The 18,761-nt window shown below is 51.7% G+C and carries 17 protein-coding genes; 3 read left to right on the plus strand and 14 right to left on the minus strand.

The window, feature by feature from the left end; all coding sequences use genetic code 11:
• Positions 1-8: 8 nt before the first annotated feature.
• The 6 genes from FW767_RS07115 to rplM form a co-directional block, all read right to left on the minus strand.
• Positions 9-929, minus strand: coding sequence for a hypothetical protein (locus tag FW767_RS07115; RefSeq protein WP_121699943.1), 921 nt, complete (start codon positions 927-929; stop codon positions 9-11).
• A gap of 79 nt (positions 930-1,008) precedes the next feature.
• Entirely contained in the window at positions 1,009-1,662 is a 654-nt protein-coding gene (locus FW767_RS07120; protein ID WP_150980425.1) for a DUF6291 domain-containing protein, read from the minus strand.
• Positions 1,663-1,904: 242 nt separating this feature from the next.
• Positions 1,905-2,897: a translation elongation factor Ts gene (tsf, locus tag FW767_RS07125; RefSeq protein ID WP_121699939.1), complete on the minus strand. Its 993-nt coding sequence runs from the start codon at positions 2,895-2,897 to the stop codon at positions 1,905-1,907.
• Between the two features lie 43 nt (positions 2,898-2,940).
• On the minus strand, positions 2,941-3,774 hold the full coding sequence (rpsB, locus tag FW767_RS07130; RefSeq protein ID WP_121699938.1) for a 30S ribosomal protein S2: 834 nt from the start codon (positions 3,772-3,774) through the stop codon (positions 2,941-2,943).
• A gap of 132 nt (positions 3,775-3,906) precedes the next feature.
• On the minus strand, positions 3,907-4,293 hold the full coding sequence (gene rpsI, locus FW767_RS07135; protein WP_121699937.1) for a 30S ribosomal protein S9: 387 nt from the start codon (positions 4,291-4,293) through the stop codon (positions 3,907-3,909).
• A gap of 5 nt (positions 4,294-4,298) precedes the next feature.
• Positions 4,299-4,778 (minus strand): 50S ribosomal protein L13, encoded by a 480-nt coding sequence (gene rplM / locus FW767_RS07140; protein WP_121699936.1) that lies wholly within the window; start codon positions 4,776-4,778, stop codon positions 4,299-4,301.
• A gap of 379 nt (positions 4,779-5,157) precedes the next feature.
• Here rplM and FW767_RS07145 point away from each other — a divergent pair, with 379 nt between their 5' ends.
• From FW767_RS07145 to FW767_RS07155, 3 genes are all read left to right on the plus strand, one after another.
• Positions 5,158-6,228 carry an SGNH/GDSL hydrolase family protein gene (locus FW767_RS07145; RefSeq protein ID WP_121699935.1) on the plus strand — a complete coding sequence of 357 codons (1,071 nt, stop codon included), beginning with the start codon at positions 5,158-5,160 and terminating at the stop codon, positions 6,226-6,228.
• A gap of 231 nt (positions 6,229-6,459) precedes the next feature.
• Positions 6,460-7,551, plus strand: a complete 1,092-nt coding sequence (locus FW767_RS07150) for an SGNH/GDSL hydrolase family protein (protein ID WP_121699934.1) — start codon at positions 6,460-6,462, stop codon at positions 7,549-7,551.
• 58 nt (positions 7,552-7,609) lie between these two features.
• Positions 7,610-8,506, plus strand: coding sequence for a glycerophosphodiester phosphodiesterase family protein (locus FW767_RS07155; protein ID WP_150980429.1), 897 nt, complete (start codon positions 7,610-7,612; stop codon positions 8,504-8,506).
• Positions 8,507-8,596: 90 nt separating this feature from the next.
• Here the strand turns inward: FW767_RS07155 and FW767_RS07160 are convergent, their stop codons facing one another.
• The 8 genes from FW767_RS07160 to FW767_RS07195 are packed head-to-tail and all read right to left on the minus strand — an operon-like array spanning position 8,597 to position 18,734.
• Positions 8,597-9,079 (minus strand): hypothetical protein, encoded by a 483-nt coding sequence (locus tag FW767_RS07160; RefSeq protein WP_121699932.1) that lies wholly within the window; start codon positions 9,077-9,079, stop codon positions 8,597-8,599.
• A 2-nt stretch (positions 9,080-9,081) separates the two neighbouring features.
• A complete protein-coding gene (locus tag FW767_RS07165; protein WP_121699931.1) occupies positions 9,082-10,242 on the minus strand; it encodes an esterase in 1,161 nt (386 codons plus the stop codon).
• Positions 10,243-10,287: 45 nt separating this feature from the next.
• Positions 10,288-11,247, minus strand: a complete 960-nt coding sequence (locus FW767_RS07170) for a type I phosphomannose isomerase catalytic subunit (RefSeq protein WP_121699930.1) — start codon at positions 11,245-11,247, stop codon at positions 10,288-10,290.
• Between the two features lie 38 nt (positions 11,248-11,285).
• Positions 11,286-12,470: an AGE family epimerase/isomerase gene (locus FW767_RS07175; protein ID WP_121699942.1), complete on the minus strand. Its 1,185-nt coding sequence runs from the start codon at positions 12,468-12,470 to the stop codon at positions 11,286-11,288.
• Between the two features lie 9 nt (positions 12,471-12,479).
• Positions 12,480-13,919, minus strand: coding sequence for an MFS transporter (locus FW767_RS07180; protein WP_121699929.1), 1,440 nt, complete (start codon positions 13,917-13,919; stop codon positions 12,480-12,482).
• 5 nt (positions 13,920-13,924) lie between these two features.
• Positions 13,925-15,094 (minus strand): glycoside hydrolase family 130 protein, encoded by a 1,170-nt coding sequence (locus FW767_RS07185; RefSeq protein WP_205523852.1) that lies wholly within the window; start codon positions 15,092-15,094, stop codon positions 13,925-13,927.
• 35 nt (positions 15,095-15,129) lie between these two features.
• Positions 15,130-16,272, minus strand: a complete 1,143-nt coding sequence (locus FW767_RS07190; RefSeq protein WP_121699927.1) for a glycoside hydrolase family 26 protein — start codon at positions 16,270-16,272, stop codon at positions 15,130-15,132.
• A 23-nt stretch (positions 16,273-16,295) separates the two neighbouring features.
• Positions 16,296-18,734 (minus strand): GH36-type glycosyl hydrolase domain-containing protein, encoded by a 2,439-nt coding sequence (locus FW767_RS07195; protein WP_121699926.1) that lies wholly within the window; start codon positions 18,732-18,734, stop codon positions 16,296-16,298.
• Positions 18,735-18,761: the final 27 nt, after the last annotated feature.

Here is an 18,761-nt window from a genome sequence, read left to right on the forward strand (position 1 = left end):
AAATGCTGTTATTTACGCAGTGTGAAACGACGCGAAGCCAGACGGAAATCATCGGCAAACAGCTCGACAAGATAGTCACCCGGAGTAAGAGTCGTGTTTACATCCCAATATATATGTATGCCGGGTATCTCCTCGCCGGAATACTCGATAGTCTTACGGGCCGTGCATTGCAGCGAGCCTCCTTCAAACGAAAACGAACCGCCGGCTCCGAGAAGCGAACCTTCAGGACTGATTATGCGGAGGTATATCACTTTTTCACCCACAGGAGTGGAGTTGTTCTGCGGTATGGTAAACGACACATCAAGCTGGCGTGCCTTTGTCACGTTTTTCTCTACCTTTCCGTTTTTCTTCAAGGCCACAAGGCTTACTCCCGTGACGTTGAGCTTCTCGGCAAGCGTCATGCGCTCCGACAGTACCTCGTTGCGCTTGGTCTCATTGGCCACACGGGTCGTCAGTTGCTGATTGCGCTGCTTAATCTCGGCATTTTCGGCTCTAAGTCCGGCATTTTCCTTGCCGAGCGAGTCTATCTGCGACACATAGTGACGCAGGATATTTTTCAGGGTTCCTATCTCGTCCTGAAGCTGCTTTATACGCTGCGCGCTCTTCTGCTTCTCGGAATTAAGCTCCTGAAGGAGTTTTTCGACCTTGCTCTTCGCTGCGGCATACTTGGTTACGAGCGAGTCGTTGACAAGGAGTTGCGACTGGTTTTCATACTGCGCATACTCCGTATTAAGTGCCTGATACTCATTGGCGAGCTGAAGCTGCTCGTTGGTGAGCTGCAACTGCTCGTTGGCAAGCGTGGCCTCTTCGACTTTCTTGTTCATAGTAGTCGCTGTAAATACAAACGCGAGTATCGCTATAAGCAGCAACGCACCTAAAACTATGACTCCGATAAAAAGTTTTTTTGAATTCTTTGTATTATCTTCCATATCATACGCAATTTAAGCCACAAATTTACAAAATTTCTACAAATTATCAGACATGCAGCTTAATATACCTCATTTATCATCAGTACTCCATGCGCTGGAAGCGTCGGCTCCTGCGCCCCATCATCAGCATCGACGACATCATGTAGCGCTCAAACTCGAGACGGTAGTCTTCGAGGCAGTCGACGGCAACGCGCCTGTTATTGAGCAGGTACGTGTCGTAAGTGGGGATGTGGCCGGTGATGAAGTCTACACCCACATGGTGGTAATCGGCCAGACCCTGAAGGAAAGAGGTGTCGCGGAGCATGAGCGGACGCCAAGCCTCAATCATGTCCCAGTCGTTGCACACCTCCTGACCCGGATAGCTGAGCGAGTGACTGCGGCGGTAACCCGGCAAGGCCTTGTAGTAGTCGGCGGTGACGGGGGACGAGGGTGCAGGAGCAGCGGGGGCGGTGGATTCAGTGGGTTTTATAGGACTAATTGGTCTAATTGGACTAATAGGTCTAATAGAGGTCGAGAGGGCTTTCTGACGGCGGCGTTCGCGGGCCCGGGCGTTGACACGCTTGCGGCGGTCGATGACGGCCTTGGCGAAGAGAAAGCCCATCATAGAGGCGGGGTCGAGGTCGACGGGCATGGTGTCGGTATTCTGATAGTGGCGGATGGCCTCGGTGAGACGGGCCTGACTGCGGGCGTCGAGGTGTGAGATGGCCTCGCTCCATTCTTGGTCAAATTTCATAGCACGGCGGGATTTATGGGTGTGTTTTCAACCACAAAGATAATACACGCGAGGACCCTATTTATGCACAATCGGGCGTAAAGGGCAGTTTTAACACTTACAGGGGGGCAATTAGACTAATTGGTCTAATTAGGCTAATAAGCGTGGTTGTGGGGCTGCGGTGTGCATCCATAAAAGAGTGAGGGTCACAACGGAAATTACCATTGTGACCCTCTATAAAAAATGTTATGACTATCTTGTGATTAGTCTTGGTTGAGATTGACACGCTTGAAGTCAACAGCGACAAGACCTTTCTGCACGCTGTCAAGATACTGTCCTACAGTCACTTTCTCATCCTGAACGAACTCCTGCTCCATAAGGCAAGATTCCTTGAAGAACTTGTTGAGACGTCCCTGTGCGATGTTCTGTATCATCTGCTCGGGAAGGTTTGCAGCCTTAGCTTCTGCAGTTTCCTTAGCTATGACGCGAGCCTTGGCAGCCTCATCTTCGGAAAGCCAACCCTTGGCGATATTGGACTCGATGTGAGCTTCGCTGTCAACGAGGTTGGGGTTTATGCCGGCTTTCTTGAGAGCCGCTTCAACAGCTTTCTTAACCTGCTCTTCCTTGGTCTTCTCGACAGCTACGCTGTACTCTGCATCCTTAACGGCCTGCGGTACGCTTTCACGGTTGAGAGCCACGGGGTTCATAGAAGCTACCTGCATGGCAACCTCACGACCCACTTTCTCATCAAGGCCTTCAACGTTGAAACCTACGATAGTAGCGAGTTTCTTATTGAAGTGGTTGTAAGCGGCGGTATTGGGAGCCACGACAACTTCGTAAGCGCTGATTTCGGTCTTTTCACCGGTCTTGCCACCCTCTTCGATTACAAGAGCCTCAACTGTCTGGCCATCAATAACGAGAGCCTTTAGCTCATCAAGAGTCTTGACTTCAGCAGCTACCGCAGCATCAAGAAGTTTTTCGGTAAGACCGACGAAACCTGCGTTCTGAGCCACGAAGTCAGTCTCACAGTTAAGAGCCACGATAGCGGCAAACTTGCCGGTGCTCTTGGCGAGCACACAGCCTTCAGCAGCTTTACGGTCTTCACGCTTTGCTGCCACGGCCTGTCCTTTCTTGCGGAGTATCTCGACTGCGGCCTGAATGTCACCGTCGGTCTCGGCAAGAGCTTTTTTGCAGTCCATCAAACCGGCGCTTGTGAGAGCGCGAAGCTTGGTGATATCTGCCATTGTTACTGCCATATAGTAATAGTTTTATTGCTTGTTAATAAAATGTTTTCAAGGCTTAAGCCTCAGCTGCGGGAGCCTCCTCAGCTGCGGGAGCTTCAGCAGGCGCAGCTTCTTCGTTACGGCGGTTTACGCGGCGACGGCCACCCTTGGCGGGAGCGCCTTCCTCATCGCCTTCGGCGGCGGGAGCGTCAACCTTTTCAGCCTTACGTTCTTCAAGACCTTCGGCCATAGCCTTAACCACGGTGTCGAGGATGATCTCGATAGACTTCGATGCGTCGTCGTTGGCGGGGATCACGAAATCGATGTTGGTGGGGTCAGAATTGGTATCCACCATTGCGAATACGGGTATGCCAAGACGGTTGGCTTCAGCAACTGCGATGCGCTCTTTAAGAACGTCAACGACAAAAAGAGCCGAGGGAAGACGGTTAAGGTCGGCGATAGAGCCGAGAGTCTTCTCAAGTTTGGCACGTTGACGCGAAATCTGGAGCTTCTCGCGCTTCGAAAGATTATCGAAAGTACCGTCCTTAGTCATCTTGTCGATCGACGCCATCTTCTTCACGGCCTTGCGGATAGTGGGGAAGTTGGTAAGCATACCACCGGGCCAGCGCTCGATAACGTAGGGCATGTTGATGGATGAAGCCTTGTCGGCTACAACTTGTTTGGCCTGTTTTTTAGTGGCAACGAAGAGTACCTTCTTGCCGGATTTTGCTATGCTCTTGAGAGCAGCAGCGGCCTCGTCGACCTTAGCGGCGGTCTTGTAGAGGTCTATGATGTGGATACCGTTGCGCTCCATAAATATATAGGGCGCCATAGCAGGATTCCATTTTCTCTTGAGGTGACCGAAATGGCAACCTGCTTCCAAAAGTTGGTCAAATGTAGGTGTTGACATTGTCTGTTTAAAAAGTTGTTTACGTTCTTCTGATAATTACAATCTCGAGGTAGGGAACGTGTCCATCTTCGGGATTTAGATACTAAACACAATATATCGACGACTGCCGCACAAACTGCAGCAACCGCAATATTAACGCTTGGAGAACTGGAAGCGCTTGCGGGCTTTGGGCTGACCGGGCTTTTTACGCTCTACGGCACGCGGGTCGCGGGTCATGAAGCCTTCCACGCGGAGAGCGTGCTTGTCCTCGGGGTTGATTTTAACCAAAGCGCGGGCGATAGCCAGACGCAAAGCCTCGGCCTGACCTTTGTAACCGCCACCGTCGAGATTGACATTGATGTCATACTTGCCGGCTGCGTCAAGGGTGTTGAGAGGCTGCTTAACAATGTACTGAAGTATGGAAGAGGGGAAATATACTTCCAAGGGGCGCTTGTTGATAGTGATCACGCCGGTGCCTTCACCTACGATTACGCGAGCGATGGCGGCCTTACGACGGCCTACTGCATTTACCTTTTCCATAATTCTTATTTAATAGTGTTGATGTCGATTACTTTGGGGTTCTGAGCGGCATGAGGATGCTCGGGACCGTTGTATACATGCACGTTCTCGATTATGCTACGACCGAGACGGTTCTTGGGAAGCATGCCCTTGAGCACTTTAGTGTAAAGAGGGTTGTAACCTGCTTTTACGTGCTTGTTGAACGACTTCTTCAAAAGAAGTTCGGGAGTCGATACGCGCTGTCCGCCGGGATAACCGGTATAGCGGAGATATTCGCGGTCGGTCCACTTGTTGCCGGTAAGGCGCACCTTGTCGGCATTGATGATAATCACATGATCGCCACACTCAACAAAGGGAGAGTAAGTGGGCTTGTTTTTGCCTCTCAGGATGTAGGCAACAACTGAACAGAGACGGCCGAGCACTTGGTCGGTAGCATCGATGACTACCCACTCACGGTCGCAGCTCTGCTCGTTGGGAGTAAGAGTTTTGTAGCTTAAAGTATCCACGTTAAATGTTTAATTAATAGTTTACTAAGCGATTGACACCACAGCTTTCATTCGGCCAAAAATGTCGGCGGAGCATCAATCAGATCATTAATTTGGACATAATCGGTGCGCAAAGGTACGACTTTTTTCCCTGTCAGCCAAATAATTTTAATTTTTCACTGTGTTTTCCGTTTTCAGCATCACCATCGCTGAATTATTTCACTAATAACTGAATCATACTAAACGTGCGATTGCATATGCCCGAATTTATATCGCACTATTACATGGCGGCGTCTTATTTTTTACTAAATTTGCAATCGACATCTTAACACCCGCTCTGACAATGTATAAAACCACATTCAAAGTCACCTACACCAATCATATATAAAACATCAAGACCATGTCGACACTTCTGCTAACAGCCTTAACAGCCGCAGCGATTACCTGCGCGGCACAGGCGCCCGACACCCTCATCACTCCCGACAACGAACACATATATTATATGGGCCGCATAGACAAGAGCGACCCCGCGGCCTACCGCTTCACCTATCCCGGCACCACGGCCATGTTTGACTTCAAAGGATCGAGCCTGAAAATGGAGGCCAAGCCCGGGAGCGGCCGCTTTGTCGTCGAGATTGACTCCATGCAGCCATTCACCGTCAATTTTACCGCCACAGACTCGGTCATAACACTCGCCGAAAACATGACCGACGCACCTCACAAAGCGCGCATCACCTATGCCATCGAGGGCTACGAGTTTATTCCGGAATTCCGTGGCTTCCACATAAATCACGGAGGCTCAATGCTGGCCAACGCCCATAGGCCGAGCATGAAAATAGAGTTTATAGGCAACTCTATCACATGCGGCTACGGCATCGAGGACAGCATTCCGTCCAACGACTTCAGCTACGATACGGAGAACCACACCCTCACCTACGCCCATCTTGCCGGCAGGGCGCTCAACGCCGATGTCAACATAGTGGCACGTTCAGGCATAGGCATATACCGCAATTTCGGAGGCGACCGCAAAGGCACCGACCACACCATGCCGTCGGAATATGACAACACCATGCTCTATCGCCCCGAGGTGAAATGGGACTTCACACAGTTCACCCCCGACATAATATGCATAAACCTCGGCACCAACGACACATCGCTCGACAACTACGACATAGCCATATACGAGCGTGAGTACCGCAAATTTCTCGCACGGCTGCGCGGTCTCTATCCCCAAGCCAAGATAGTGCTCCTGACCGGCTCAATGCTGGGCGGAAAAGCGCTTGACGACGTAAAAAGCGTGCTCGACCGCATAGCCGCCGACAACGACCGTGTATACCGCTTCGACATGTCGCCTCAGACAGGCGACTTGGGCTATGGCGCCGCCTATCATCCCTCGGCAGCACAAGCCCGGAAAATGGCCGACGAGCTTATCAGATACCTCCGCACCTCGGTCATAACGCCTACAGAATAAGACTTCCGGCTCATAACGACAGATAAAAAAGCTCTGTCAACACCGTTCAGCCGGCGACGTAGCATCCGGCAGGCCGTGTAATTTCGAAACAACACGGCCGCATTACGAAACGAAACATTTATTTTGCATAATTTCACTCTTTATATTACTTTTGCGTGAAATACCGATAGCGTCGCGGCCATATGCCCCGAAATTATGCAATCGACAAAACGACCGTATCAACCTTACGTTATGAGCATGAAATATTACCTGCTGTGCGCGCTTATTATCTTGGCAGGAGCCACCGCCGCCGCAGCGCCAAAAAAACTGAGATGGACCGATGCCTCCACACTTACCGTAATAAACAAAGCGCAGACCGACACTGTCATGTGGCAGCGTATCGACACCACACGCTACGACAACCTCACAAAGACAGCGGCAAGATACCTGTCGTTTTCGACAGGCATAGCCGTGGCGTTCAGAACCGACAGCCGCAACATATATGCGCGGTGGACCACTTCAGGACGTAAACCTGCGGCCAACAACACGCTTATCAACCAGTCGGGCCTTGACATGTACATACTTGACAACGGCCAATGGATATTTGCCGGCACAGGATCGCCCAAAGCCGGCAAGACCGAGCATGAAGCCCCGGTGACATGCGACATGACCGACAGCATGAAGTATTGTCTGCTCTATCTGCCGCTCTTTGATACGGTCAAAGACCTTCAGATAGGCATCGACCCCGGCGCCACGATAGAGAAAGCCCCGGGGCTGTTTCAGGGCCGGCTTGCCGTGATAGGCTCCTCAATAACCCACGGGTCATCGGCATCACGACCCGGCATGACCTATCCGGCACGACTCGGACGGGCCTTGGGCATGGAGGCAGTCAACATAGGGCTGTCGGGGCAGTGCAAGCTCGACAAGTATTTCTCGGACATAGCCTCCGACACCGAAGCCGACGCATTCATATTCGACACATTCTCCAACCCCACACCTGAACAGATCGAGGAGCGGCTCCGAGGTTTTATAGAGACCGTACGCAAAGCCCACCCCGGCACTCCGCTCATATTTCTGCAAACCGAAGTAAGGGAGACCGGCAACTTCGACCTTAAAAAACGGGAATTAGAACGCCGCAAACGCGCTACCGCCGAGAGAATGATGAACGAAATAATAGCATCGGGAGAACAGAACATATATTTCATAAACCCGGGCATGCCCATAGGCGATGACCATGAAGCCACCGTAGACGGCGTACATCCGACCGACCTCGGCTTTACCCGCATACTTGAGCATATACAGCCGCGCATAACGGAAATACTGCACATGCACGGCATAAAATAATGGCAAAACGGGCGATTACGGAAAGGACCAACAATAACCTCAATAATACAGAACAGTTATGAAATGCTTGCTTACAGCGCTCTGCGCACTCTTCATGTGCGGCCTGACGTCGGCACAGGACAGAGCGTCGGATATCAGAGAACGGCTACTCAAAGGTGACAAAAGTTCAGTCATCGTGGCCGCGCACCGAGGCGACTGGCGCAATTTTCCCGAAAATTCACTTGAAGCCATCGACAACGCCATAGCCATGGGCGTGGACATTGTGGAACTTGACGTGCACCGCACACAGGACAGCGTGCTGATACTAATGCATGACCCCAGACTCGACCGCACAACCACAGGCAAAGGTCTCATAGCGGAGTCGACCATAGACTACATCAGAACTCTTAATCTTAAAAACGGATGCAACATACGCACCATACACAAAGTGCCTACTCTTGAAGAGGCCCTGCTGCATGCCAAAGGCAAAATCATGATCAATCTCGACAAAGCCGACCGGTATTTCGATCAGGTATATGACCTTCTGCAAAAGACCGGCACCACCCGGCAGATAATAATGAAAGGCACAAAATCGGCCGAAAAGACAAAAGCCAAGTACGGTGAATATCTAAACGAGGTAATATACATGCCCATCGTCAACCTCGACAAAAAGAACGCGGAGCAACATATAGAGAAGTTTATCGGCGACATGCACCCGGTGGCATTTGAGCTGCTGTATAAATCAGACACCAACCCTCTGCCCAAGAAGCTGAAAGAAAGCCTTGACGGGCGCACCCTCATATGGTACAACACACTGTGGGACACTATGGCCGGCGGACATGACGACGACGCATCGCTCAAAGACTTCGACAACGGCTACGGATATCTCATCGACGAGCTCGGCGCACGCATAATACAGACCGACCGTCCGCAATTTCTTCTCGATTATCTGCGCAGCCGCAATTTACACGACTGACAGCCATAATTGAAAACACCCGTGCGGTCACTTCAGACTGCACGGGTGTTTTTTATTCTATTTCTCTTAGTCAGGATGATTCAGAAATAATCAACGGGGCTGCTGGGTCAGTTCAATGTCGCGCTTGCTGTACCACACGCCGCCGAGGGTCATGTCGATGTGCCTCGGGGCACCGCTTTCGTTGGGCGATATGGTGAACGACAACTTGAACGGAGGCTTGTCGGTAAGGTATTTCACACTTCCCCACTCTCCCGACACCACCGGCTCTGTCAGTGATATAGGGTCGGAGTCTGTGACAGTACCGCGCCATATGTTCTCGTCATTAAGCGAGAGCGAGGTCATGAAAGCAAACTGCGCTCCGTCGCCTATACCCTGCAAGGTAAAAGAGCCTCCTCCGGGCGGAATAGAGCCATGAAGAATATCAGATCCGTCCAGTGTTATGCCCGACGCCTCTATCTCAATCAGCTTCCATCGTTCGAGATGCTCAGAGCCGTGACATCCAGAAAGGCAGACCAACAGACAGAGAAACGGAGCAAAAACCGAACGACGGACAAGACCAGCTACAGTATACATAATCAATGGCGTTTAAATAGTTGAGGAACAAACTTGGCGAGATAGATACGCCAGTTTTTCCATATGTGGCCGTCGGGACTCTCATAATAAGTATAAGGGTATCCGTTGGCATCCAATACCTTGCGGAACTCGGTGTTGGCTTCGTAAAGGAAGTCCTTGTCGCCGATGGCTATCCAGTATAGTGCAGGCGCATTATCAAACTGGCGTTTCAACTTGGCCTCCAGATCAGCATATACAGGCGAAGTCTTTGACTTATCGGGGAATATAGCCGCGGAGAAAAGTCCTACGTAGTCAAACATATCGGGATACTGCTTTGAGATGTGCATCGAATGATATCCGCCCATCGACAGTCCCGCGATGGCCCGCGCGCTCTTTGACGGCAGCGTGCGGTAGTTGCGGTCGACAAACTCAACCACTTCGGGAAAAGCCTCCTCGAAGGTACCGTCCATAGTATGGGGCAGCTGTATAGTGGGAGCCACAAGTCCGGCAGAGGTCTCGCCGGGCGCCGCCTGCATGTCAACATTGCCGTTGGTCATCACCACAATCATAGGCTCAGCCTCGCCGCGGGCTATGAGGTTGTCAAGTATCTGTGCGGCCCTTCCGAGTTCGGTCCACGCATTCTCATCACCACCCATGCCATGCAGCAGATAGAGCACCGGATAACGGCGGTCGCCCTTCTCGTAACCGGCAGGGGTATATACGGTCATGCGACGGTCATTGCCTGTACGAGAGCACGGATACCACACCTTTGACACAGTACCGTGGGGCACGTCGTTGACCTTATACAGATCGGCCAACTGTCCGCCTATAATGAATATGTCAGACACGGTGCTGACATCACGCAGTTTATACACATTGTTCGGGTCACTCACCTTAAGAGAGTCGACATAGAACGTGTAGCTGTACAACTCCGGTGCAAGAGACGCGGGAGTCGTGTAGGTCCATATGCCGTCGGCATCCTTTGTCATCAATTCAAAACCACGGGGAGAAAAATCGCCAGCCACCACAACAGAGGAAGCTTTCGGCGCATCAAGACGGAAGGTCACGGTATTGTCGGCTTTTACCTCAGGTGAAATCATCGTCGGTACGCCCCACAGTGCTTGCTGTGCAAGCACAACGGCGGCTGTCATGACAGCCGCCGTCAGCAAAAACAGTCTTTTCATTTAGCTAAATATAGGTTAATTATAGGTATCCTCCCGGATGGGGACTCATGCCGTGGCGGTAAGCAACGTAGCCTTTCCGTCGGCCGACACTGCCTTTGCCGAAGCCGGAACGAGCAGAGTTTCACCGCGACGCACAGGAGTAGCCTCGCCGTCGGTTATGATGTCGCACTCACCGTCAAGACACATAACCACCATAAAAGAGTCATCGGCCGCAGGCATCTCGATACCGCCGTCCAACACGACACGCTTCACGTCGAAGTGGCTGCACTCCACAAGCCCGGTAACTCCAGAGGCATTCTTGTCATAAGCCCCCTTGTACTCCGGATATACGGTATAGTCGATAGCATCCTTGGCGAGTTCGGTATGAAGCTGACGCGGATTGCCATCGGCATCGCGACGGTCAAAGTCATACACACGATAAGTTATGTCGCTCGTCTCTTGAATCTCGGCGAGCAGGTTGCCTGCACCGATAGCGTGAATACGACCGGCCGGAAGGAAAAACATGTCGCCGGCATGCGAATCATGAGCAGCCACAACATCCATAATCTTTTTCTCCTCCACAAGACGCATATAGCCGTCGGGAGTTATCGACTCTGAAAGGCCGGCATATATACGTGCTCCGGGCTCGGCATCTATTATGTACCACATCTCGGTCTTACCCAAAGAATTGTGGCGCACTGCGGCCAAAGCATCATCGGGATGAACCTGCACCGACAGATCTTTCTTGGCATCGATAATCTTTATCAAGAGCGGGAAAGTTTCGCCATACTTATCCATGACATGGGCACCGACAAGATCAGCGCCGTACTTACCGATAAGCTGCGGAAGGGTGAGTCCTTTGTCATCGCCCTCGGCAACTACCGATTCATGACCGGGCACACCGGATATTTCCCAACTTTCGCCGATATTATCATCTTCAACGTCAACGCCCTTGAAAGGGGCTATCTTCTCACCTCCCCAAAGCACGGGCTTGAGGTATGGAACAAATTTAAACGGTCGTATCATAATGTGTATTTTAACACATCAAAGTTACTAAGAATATTTCATTCCGACAAAGCACGTATGATTTCGGTGCACATACGGCTGTTATGGTAGGGACATTTCCAAAATCCGGCTTTGTCCTCATCACGATTAACCGTACCGTCGGGACGCCGGCTCCAGAACCACTCGCCGCCGTCATTGTCAACTATGTTATCCTTAATATAATTCCAAGTCATAACGGCGTTTTTGAATGCGCCGGCAACTCCGTGATACTTGTACAGATATATCTGACCTATCATATTCTCAGCCTGTACCCACCAATGCCGGTCATTGTCAAACTCGCCGGAACCGAGGCGTTCGTAGACCATGGAACCGTCAGCACAACAACCTTCAAGGGCGGCTTCGGCTATAGCCTTCGTATGAGCGAGAGCCCGAGCCTCGACGACATGGTCGCCGAGCACCTGCGCGGTCTCAAGCAGAAGCCATGAAGCCTCAATATCGTGACCATAGGAGGTGTCTTTGTCGTGACGTTTCCAGTCCTCGTCAAAGAAGAGTCCGAGATGATGCGAACGCTTATCCTCCATTATGTCAAAGAATATGTCGAGCAAAGACAGGATGGCCTCGCGCAACGACGCATCAGGCCACACTCTATAAAGATTGGTATATGGTTCGATAATGTGTAGATGGGTGTTCATGGTCTTGGCCATGTTCTCGTCCTTGTCGCTAAGACGCATATCATCTATCGGACCCCACTCGCGCGTGCAGGCCTCGATGTAGCCTCCGCGCTTGCGGTCGCGGCTATGGGTCTCTATGTCATGGAAGAGTCTTACGGCATAATCAAGAGCTTCCCTGTCGCCTGTAGCACGCACATACTCCGACAGTCCGTATATGACAAAACCTATGGCATAAAACTGTTTTTTCGAGTCAAGAGGAGTGCCGTCAGGATTAAGCGACCAATATATGCCTCCATACTCGCTGTCATAGAAATGCTCAAGAATATAGTCCTTGGCTCTTGCAGCCATATCAAGATACTCCTTGCGGCCGGTTGTACGAAAAGCCGACGCAAAGCACCAAAGAAGACGACCGTTAAGTATAGCGCCTTTTGGCGCATCGGCGTCAAGACGGTCATACCCGTCGCGACGGCCGTAAAAACCGCCGCGCGGGTCAACCATTTTATTCATCCAGTAAGGGAGTATGCAATCGTTAAGATTGTCGAGCAACTCCGTTTTTAAAGCTTGTTCAGTCATTGTCATGAATCAGACGGGTTCCACTTCACTATTGCCGGGTTCCTCCACGGGGTTAAGGCGCTGTTGCTTCAGTTTAGCCACAATATCGTCCATGCGCTTTGTCGTGAGCGGATAGAGCCACACTATTACAAGCGACAACAAAGCCACGCCCGCGGGAATGAATGTCATAAGCATCCACAGACAGGTAATAGCGCTATCAGGCTGCACTATATCCACCGACTGCACACCTTCGGGACGCTCAACATAGCCGTAGCCGTGCAGAAGCCACATAACTGCGGCACCGCCTATGGCACCGCCGAACTTCTGCGCCATCGAAGCCGACGAGAATATCAGACCTGTCGAAGCCGAACGATATTTCAACTCCGAATAATCGCTTACGTCAGCGTACATAGACCATACAAGGGGCGACATGATACCTGTAAGTACTGAAATCACCACCTGCAGCAACAGCATGACAAGCAATCCGGCATTGCTCTCTGGCGAACATGTAAAGAAGATAATACTGAAGACAATGAGCAGGGCATCGACCAATATAAACGTGGGTTTCTTACCCAGTTTCTTCGTGATAGCCACAGCAAGAGCCACTCCCACCATATTGGCGACCTCACCCACACCGAGGAACAGACCGGAGTAGAAGAGCATCGACACGGAGAATATGACGATGTGCTGTTCTCCTCCGATAATATCGGCGAAGAAGAAGGCCACGGTAGCGCCACGCACTGTGTTGAAAAGATTGAAGCACAACGAAGCACCGTTAAGCAACCACCACGGTTTGTTGGTGACGAGTGCCTTCAGGTCCTTTCCCAGCGAGGCGGCGCTCACAGTAGTGAGCTGCTCGCGGGTAAGACGGAAGCACAGGAGGAACAGTATGAAACAGCATGAAGCAATGACAATCATGGCAAACTGCCAGCTTGACTGCAACGAAAATCCGAAGCCGTCCTGAAACATCCTGCACAGGGGGTCCCAAGCGAATAGAGCTATAAATGAACCTCCGTAGGCGAAAAACATGCGGAAAGACGAGAACACGGTCTTTTCCTGAGAATTGTCGGTCATAACACCGAGCATAGCGCCATAAGGCACATTGATGCCGGTGTACACGGTCATCATAAGTATATAGGTCACATAAGCCCATATGAGACGAGCCGCATATCCCCAGTCAGGGGTGGTGAACAACAATATGCCGCATATAGAGAAGGGAGCGGCCACCCATAGAAGATAGGGGCGATATTTACCCCAACGTGTTTTTGTACGATCGGCGACAGCCCCCATCATGGGGTCGCTCACAGCATCCCAGATACGGGTTACGAGAAGGAGCACACCGGTGTCGATCAACGACAAGCCGAAAACATTGGCATAGAAGAAGGGCAGATAGTAACTGAAAACTTTCCAGAACATGGACGAAGCCATGTCGCCGAAGCCATATCCGATTTTTTCGCGTAACGGAGCCATTGTAATTACTTCTTATTAATTATTGCAAGATTATGATCAATCAGAGCGTTGAGAGTCTTTACGGACTCACCGGTAGTGAGACGGTCGACAGGAGTATTCATGCAGTAATCGACAAGACGGTCAACGGTAGAGGTAGCCACATGCATGCGGGTATCGCTCGAAGCATAGTATATGAACACCTTGCCGTCCTCGTCGGCTATCCATCCGTTGGTGAAGAGCACATTCATGACATCGCCCATATACTCCTCGCCCACGGGGGCCATGAAGTAACCGCCGGGGGTGGCTATTGGTCGCCACGGTTCGTCAAGAGCAGTCATATACATATACAGCACGTAACGCAGCCCCGAGGCACAACCGCGCACGCCATGGGCGAGATGAAGCCAGCCTTTAGAGGTCTTTATAGGATGAGGTCCCTCGCCGTTCTTTACCTCTTTAATAGTATGATAATAACGGCTGTCCACAATGAGTTCATCGGTGATTTCGGCATGAGTCATATCATCGACAAGCGCCCAGCCGATACCCCCTCCGCTACCGGCGTCTATAAAACCGTCCTGCGGACGGGTGTAAAGCGCGTACTTACCGTTGACAAATTCGGGATGCAGCACAACGTTGCGCTGCTGGCTGCGGCTCTTCAAATCGGGCAGACGCTCCCAGTTCACAAGATCCTTAGTACGGGCAATGCCGCAAGTAGCCGTAGCCGCCGAGAGGTTGCCCGGCTGCTCATCATCATGGCGTTCGACGCAGAAGAGACCGTATATCCAGCCGTCCTCATGGCGAGTAAGTCGCATGTCATATATATTCGTGCCGGGTACCTCATCCTCGGGCATGGTGACGGGGTGATCCCAGAAACGGAAATTATCAACGCCGTTAGGACTCTCGGCCACAGCAAAAAACGACTTGCGGTCAGACCCTTCGACACGCACCACGAACACGTATTTGTCGCCCCATTTTATAGCGCCTGAGTTCAGAGTAGCGTTAACTCCGATGCGCTCCTCAAAAAAAGGATTGGCCTCCTTGTCGTAATCATAGCGCCAGAACGGAGGAGCCATCTCGGCGGTAATGACCGGATTTTTATAACGGCAAAATATGCCGTTGCCCTCTATAGGCTCATTTTTGCGGGTTACGAGTTCCTCGTATTTCGTCTCGACAAAATTCTTTCTTTCTTCAAAAGTCATGATTGGTAATTCTATTTACAGTTTAGGGAGAATCTTTATTTTATTTCAGATATATCTTTGGCAAAAAGTGTTATGGAGTCGTTATAGAACGCCTTGAACGACTCTTCAGCGGGATGTCCGGGATAAGGAGTGTAGAAATGGCGCGGTATATTGTCAGCATTTCGCCATACAGAAACATATACCACCGGAAATTCCTTAACAAGCGGCATGAGTACGTCGGTGTACCAAGCGGGCACCGTGATGCTCTCGAGGCCGGTCTCGGTAAATGCCGCGAGTTTTCCGCGGGCTTCGGCCTGCGAAACGGCCGCGCTCAGGGTCGACTTCACCTTGGCGGCATACTGCTCCAGACCGTCTTTACCGTCAAAGCAATATACGTCGGCGCCCATTATGTCAACATACTCGTCACCGGGATAACGCTCCATGTATTGCTCCACGGTATCGACCTTATCAGGGGAATAAGCCCATACGACATTGTCAATGCCCTTGGCGTCGAAAACTTCACGGGTCATGTGCCACAGCTTGCGGTAGCTCTCGGTGTCAGTGTTGTCGCCTCCCCACCAGAACCAAGATCCGGTGTGCTCGTGCCACGGGCGGAACACGACCGGAATACGGTTGCCGGCCGCATCCCTGATGGATCCTATGAAGTCGGCCGCACGCCCTATCCACTCGCGGACAGTGTCATTGAGAGCGGAGCCCCCGGTGACAGCTTCTTTCACGACATTACCGCCGGCAGTGTCCCACGAGTCGCCTTTGGTGGCCGGATTGCGAGGATGCCAACTGAAGGTATTGATGCCGCCGCGTGCATCCTGCTTCACGGCTTCATTATGAATCAGTTCAAACGGCACACCGTCGAGCTGTTTACCGGCACCCCACTCCACAAGGCCAAGGTCCCAGTTCATTATGGCGGGATAGTCGCCGGTCACTTCCTTTACATCGCTGCGACCATCTTCGCCCCGCCAAGTATGGCCGTAAGCCGTATCATCATGATGGCCGAAAGCGAACTTGCCGGTATCGCGCACCTTGCCGAGACGCTCGATAAGCTGCACGCGCGGAGTAACCGCCGCCACAGTGTCGGCGGCTTCGGCTTCAGCTGACGCATTGTTTTTACCGCCGGAACATCCGGTAACGGTAAAAACTCCCGCCAATGCCACTGATATTATAGTTGCAATGTATTTCATCGGTTATAAATTATAAATTATGTTTATCCTAATGTAACTCTCACTTCATTGACAGACCCCTCGGGCCGTACGGGCACCACATTGCCCTCCACGGGAGAGCCGTTGAGCATAAGGCTCTTCACTCCGCGGCATACTCCGTCAGGGTTGTCGACCGTAATACGATATTCGGCTCCACGGAAGCGACGTGTCACCTCATAGTGCCTACAGTCGGAAGGGATACAGGGGTCTATCTCAAGACCGTCATACCCGGGTCTTATGCCAAGTATGAACTGCGTTATAGCATACCAGTTCCAAGCGGCCGTGCCAGTGAGCCAAGAGTTCTTTGCCTCGCCGGGACGGAAAGCATCCTTGCCGGCAGTCATCTGACAGTATACATAAGGCTCCACCTTATGGAGGTCGCTCTTATCTTCAAGATATGCGGGGCATATCTTACGGTAGTATTCCCACGCGCGGTCACCGCGTCCGAGCACGGTCTCGCCGATGATAACCCACGGATTGTTATGAGCAAAGATACCGGCATTTTCCTTATAGCCGGCGGGATAGGTGGAAATCTCACCATACTCCATGACATACTCCGTAAAGGCCGGATGATTCAGCACAATGCCGTGCTCGCAGTCAAGGTACTTCTTCACGGAGTCAAGCGACTTCTCGACAAGTCCGTCCTCAAGGCCAATGCCAGCCATGGTGCACCATCCCTGACTCTCGATAAATATCTTGCCCTCCTTGTTTTCGTGACTGCCGACCTTGTTGCCGTAATAATCGTAGGCGCGGAGAAACCACTCACCGTCCCATCCGTGCTTCCTGACAGCCTCCTTCATGGCATCGACACATGCCTGCGCGCGATCGGCCTCGTCATCAAGTCCGAGACGGCGACAGAGCTGCACATACTCCTGACCATAAATGACAAACTGGCCGGCTATCATGAGCGACTCGGCCTTACTGCCCTCAGTCTTGTTCTCGGTTGTCTGAAACGACTCATTAGGATCGTTGGAGAAGCAGTTCAGGTTAAGACAGTCGTTCCAGTCGGCACGACCAATAAGAGGCAGTCCGTGAGGTCCGAGATTATCCACAACATGGTTGAACGACACCCGAAGGTGTTCCATCAGAGGCACTTCTGAACCCGGCACATTGTCAAAGGGCACCGGAGCTTCGAGTATGGACATGTCGCCGGCCTCCTTGATATATGCTATAGTACCGAATATCAGCCACATGGGGTCATCATTGAATCCACCGCCGATGTCATTGTTGCCACGCTTTGTCAACGGCTGATACTGATGATAGCATCCGCCGTCGGGGAACTGTGTCGACGCGATGTCGATAATGCGCTGACGCGCACGCTCGGGAATCTGATGCACAAAACCCACGAGGTCCTGATTGGAGTCGCGGAAGCCCATGCCTCGTCCTATGCCGCTCTCAAAAAACGAAGCGGAACGAGAGAAGCAGAACGTGATCATGCACTGATACTGATTCCATATGTTGACCATACGGTCAAGGCGCTCGTCGCCGCTATCGAGGCTGAATATACCGAGAAGGCGGTCCCAATAGGCGCGCAGTTCGTCAAAAGCCTTGTCGACCTTATCGGCGGTATCGAAACGCGCCATCATCTCGCGGGCCTTTGTCTTGTTTATGACGCCTTTGGACTCCCACTTATCGTCCTGCTCATTCTCGACATAACCGAGCATGAACACGAGGTCGCGGCTCTCGCCGGGCCGGAGAGTCATCTCCATATAATGCGACGCCACGGGCGACCAACCGTGAGCCACGGAGTTGCCGGGCTTACCGGCAATCACCGTCTGCGGCTCGTCGAAGCCGTTGTAGAGGCCGAGGAAGGTCTCGCGGTCGGTGTCAAAGCCGTCAACAGGAACGTTTACGTTGTAGAAGGCGTAATGATTGCGGCGCTCCTTGTACTCGGTCTTGTGGTATATGGTCGAGCCGTCAACCTCCACCTCGCCGGTAGAGAAGTTGCGCTGGAAGTTCTCCATGTCGGTGGCGGCATTCCACAGACACCACTCAATGAAAGAGAACAGCTTGAAAGTCTTGGGGGTATCTCCGATATTGGTAAGGGTGAGTTTGGTCACCTCAGCATGAGTGTTCAGCGGAACGAAAAAGAGCATATCGGCGCGCAAACCGTTTTTTTCGCCGATTATGCGCGTATAGTTCATGCCGTGGCGGCACTCATAACTGTCAAGTTCGGTCTTCACGGGCTTCCAGCCGGGATTCCACACAGTGCCGTTGTCGTTTATATAGAAATATCGGCCGCCGGCATCCATAGGGACACCGTTGTAGCGGTAGCGTGTAAGCCGGCGAAACTTCGCATCCTTGTAAAAAGAGTATCCTCCGGCGGTATTTGAGATCAGAGAAAAGAAGTCCTCATTGCCAAGATAGTTTATCCACGGCCATGGAGTGCGCGGATTTTCAATCACATATTCGCGAGCCTTGTCGTCAAAATGTCCGTATTTCATTTAAGTAAATTGTTAGAAAAGTGTAGA

It is taken from the genome of Heminiphilus faecis (genome assembly GCF_008728965.1).
Lineage (GTDB): Bacteria > Bacteroidota > Bacteroidia > Bacteroidales > Muribaculaceae > Muribaculum > Muribaculum faecis.

What these genes read in the sequence shown, in the direction of transcription:
- rpsB (WP_121699938.1), bottom strand. Translation starts at nt 3,774, where the DNA reads ATGTCAACACCTACATTTGACCAACTTTTGGAAGCAGGTTGCCATTTC.
- FW767_RS07170 (WP_121699930.1), bottom strand. Translation starts at nt 11,247, where the DNA reads ATGATACGACCGTTTAAATTTGTTCCATACCTCAAGCCCGTGCTTTGG.
- FW767_RS07180 (WP_121699929.1), bottom strand. Translation starts at nt 13,919, where the DNA reads ATGGCTCCGTTACGCGAAAAAATCGGATATGGCTTCGGCGACATGGCT.
- FW767_RS07145 (WP_121699935.1), top strand. Translation starts at nt 5,158, where the DNA reads ATGTCGACACTTCTGCTAACAGCCTTAACAGCCGCAGCGATTACCTGC.
- FW767_RS07160 (WP_121699932.1), bottom strand. Translation starts at nt 9,079, where the DNA reads ATGTATACTGTAGCTGGTCTTGTCCGTCGTTCGGTTTTTGCTCCGTTT.
- FW767_RS07195 (WP_121699926.1), bottom strand. Translation starts at nt 18,734, where the DNA reads ATGAAATACGGACATTTTGACGACAAGGCTCGCGAATATGTGATTGAA.
- FW767_RS07185 (WP_205523852.1), bottom strand. Translation starts at nt 15,094, where the DNA reads ATGACTTTTGAAGAAAGAAAGAATTTTGTCGAGACGAAATACGAGGAA.
- FW767_RS07165 (WP_121699931.1), bottom strand. Translation starts at nt 10,242, where the DNA reads ATGAAAAGACTGTTTTTGCTGACGGCGGCTGTCATGACAGCCGCCGTT.
- FW767_RS07190 (WP_121699927.1), bottom strand. Translation starts at nt 16,272, where the DNA reads ATGAAATACATTGCAACTATAATATCAGTGGCATTGGCGGGAGTTTTT.
- tsf (WP_121699939.1), bottom strand. Translation starts at nt 2,897, where the DNA reads ATGGCAGTAACAATGGCAGATATCACCAAGCTTCGCGCTCTCACAAGC.
- FW767_RS07175 (WP_121699942.1), bottom strand. Translation starts at nt 12,470, where the DNA reads ATGACTGAACAAGCTTTAAAAACGGAGTTGCTCGACAATCTTAACGAT.
- FW767_RS07150 (WP_121699934.1), top strand. Translation starts at nt 6,460, where the DNA reads ATGAGCATGAAATATTACCTGCTGTGCGCGCTTATTATCTTGGCAGGA.
- FW767_RS07155 (WP_150980429.1), top strand. Translation starts at nt 7,610, where the DNA reads ATGAAATGCTTGCTTACAGCGCTCTGCGCACTCTTCATGTGCGGCCTG.
- FW767_RS07115 (WP_121699943.1), bottom strand. Translation starts at nt 929, where the DNA reads ATGGAAGATAATACAAAGAATTCAAAAAAACTTTTTATCGGAGTCATA.
- rpsI (WP_121699937.1), bottom strand. Translation starts at nt 4,293, where the DNA reads ATGGAAAAGGTAAATGCAGTAGGCCGTCGTAAGGCCGCCATCGCTCGC.
- FW767_RS07120 (WP_150980425.1), bottom strand. Translation starts at nt 1,662, where the DNA reads ATGAAATTTGACCAAGAATGGAGCGAGGCCATCTCACACCTCGACGCC.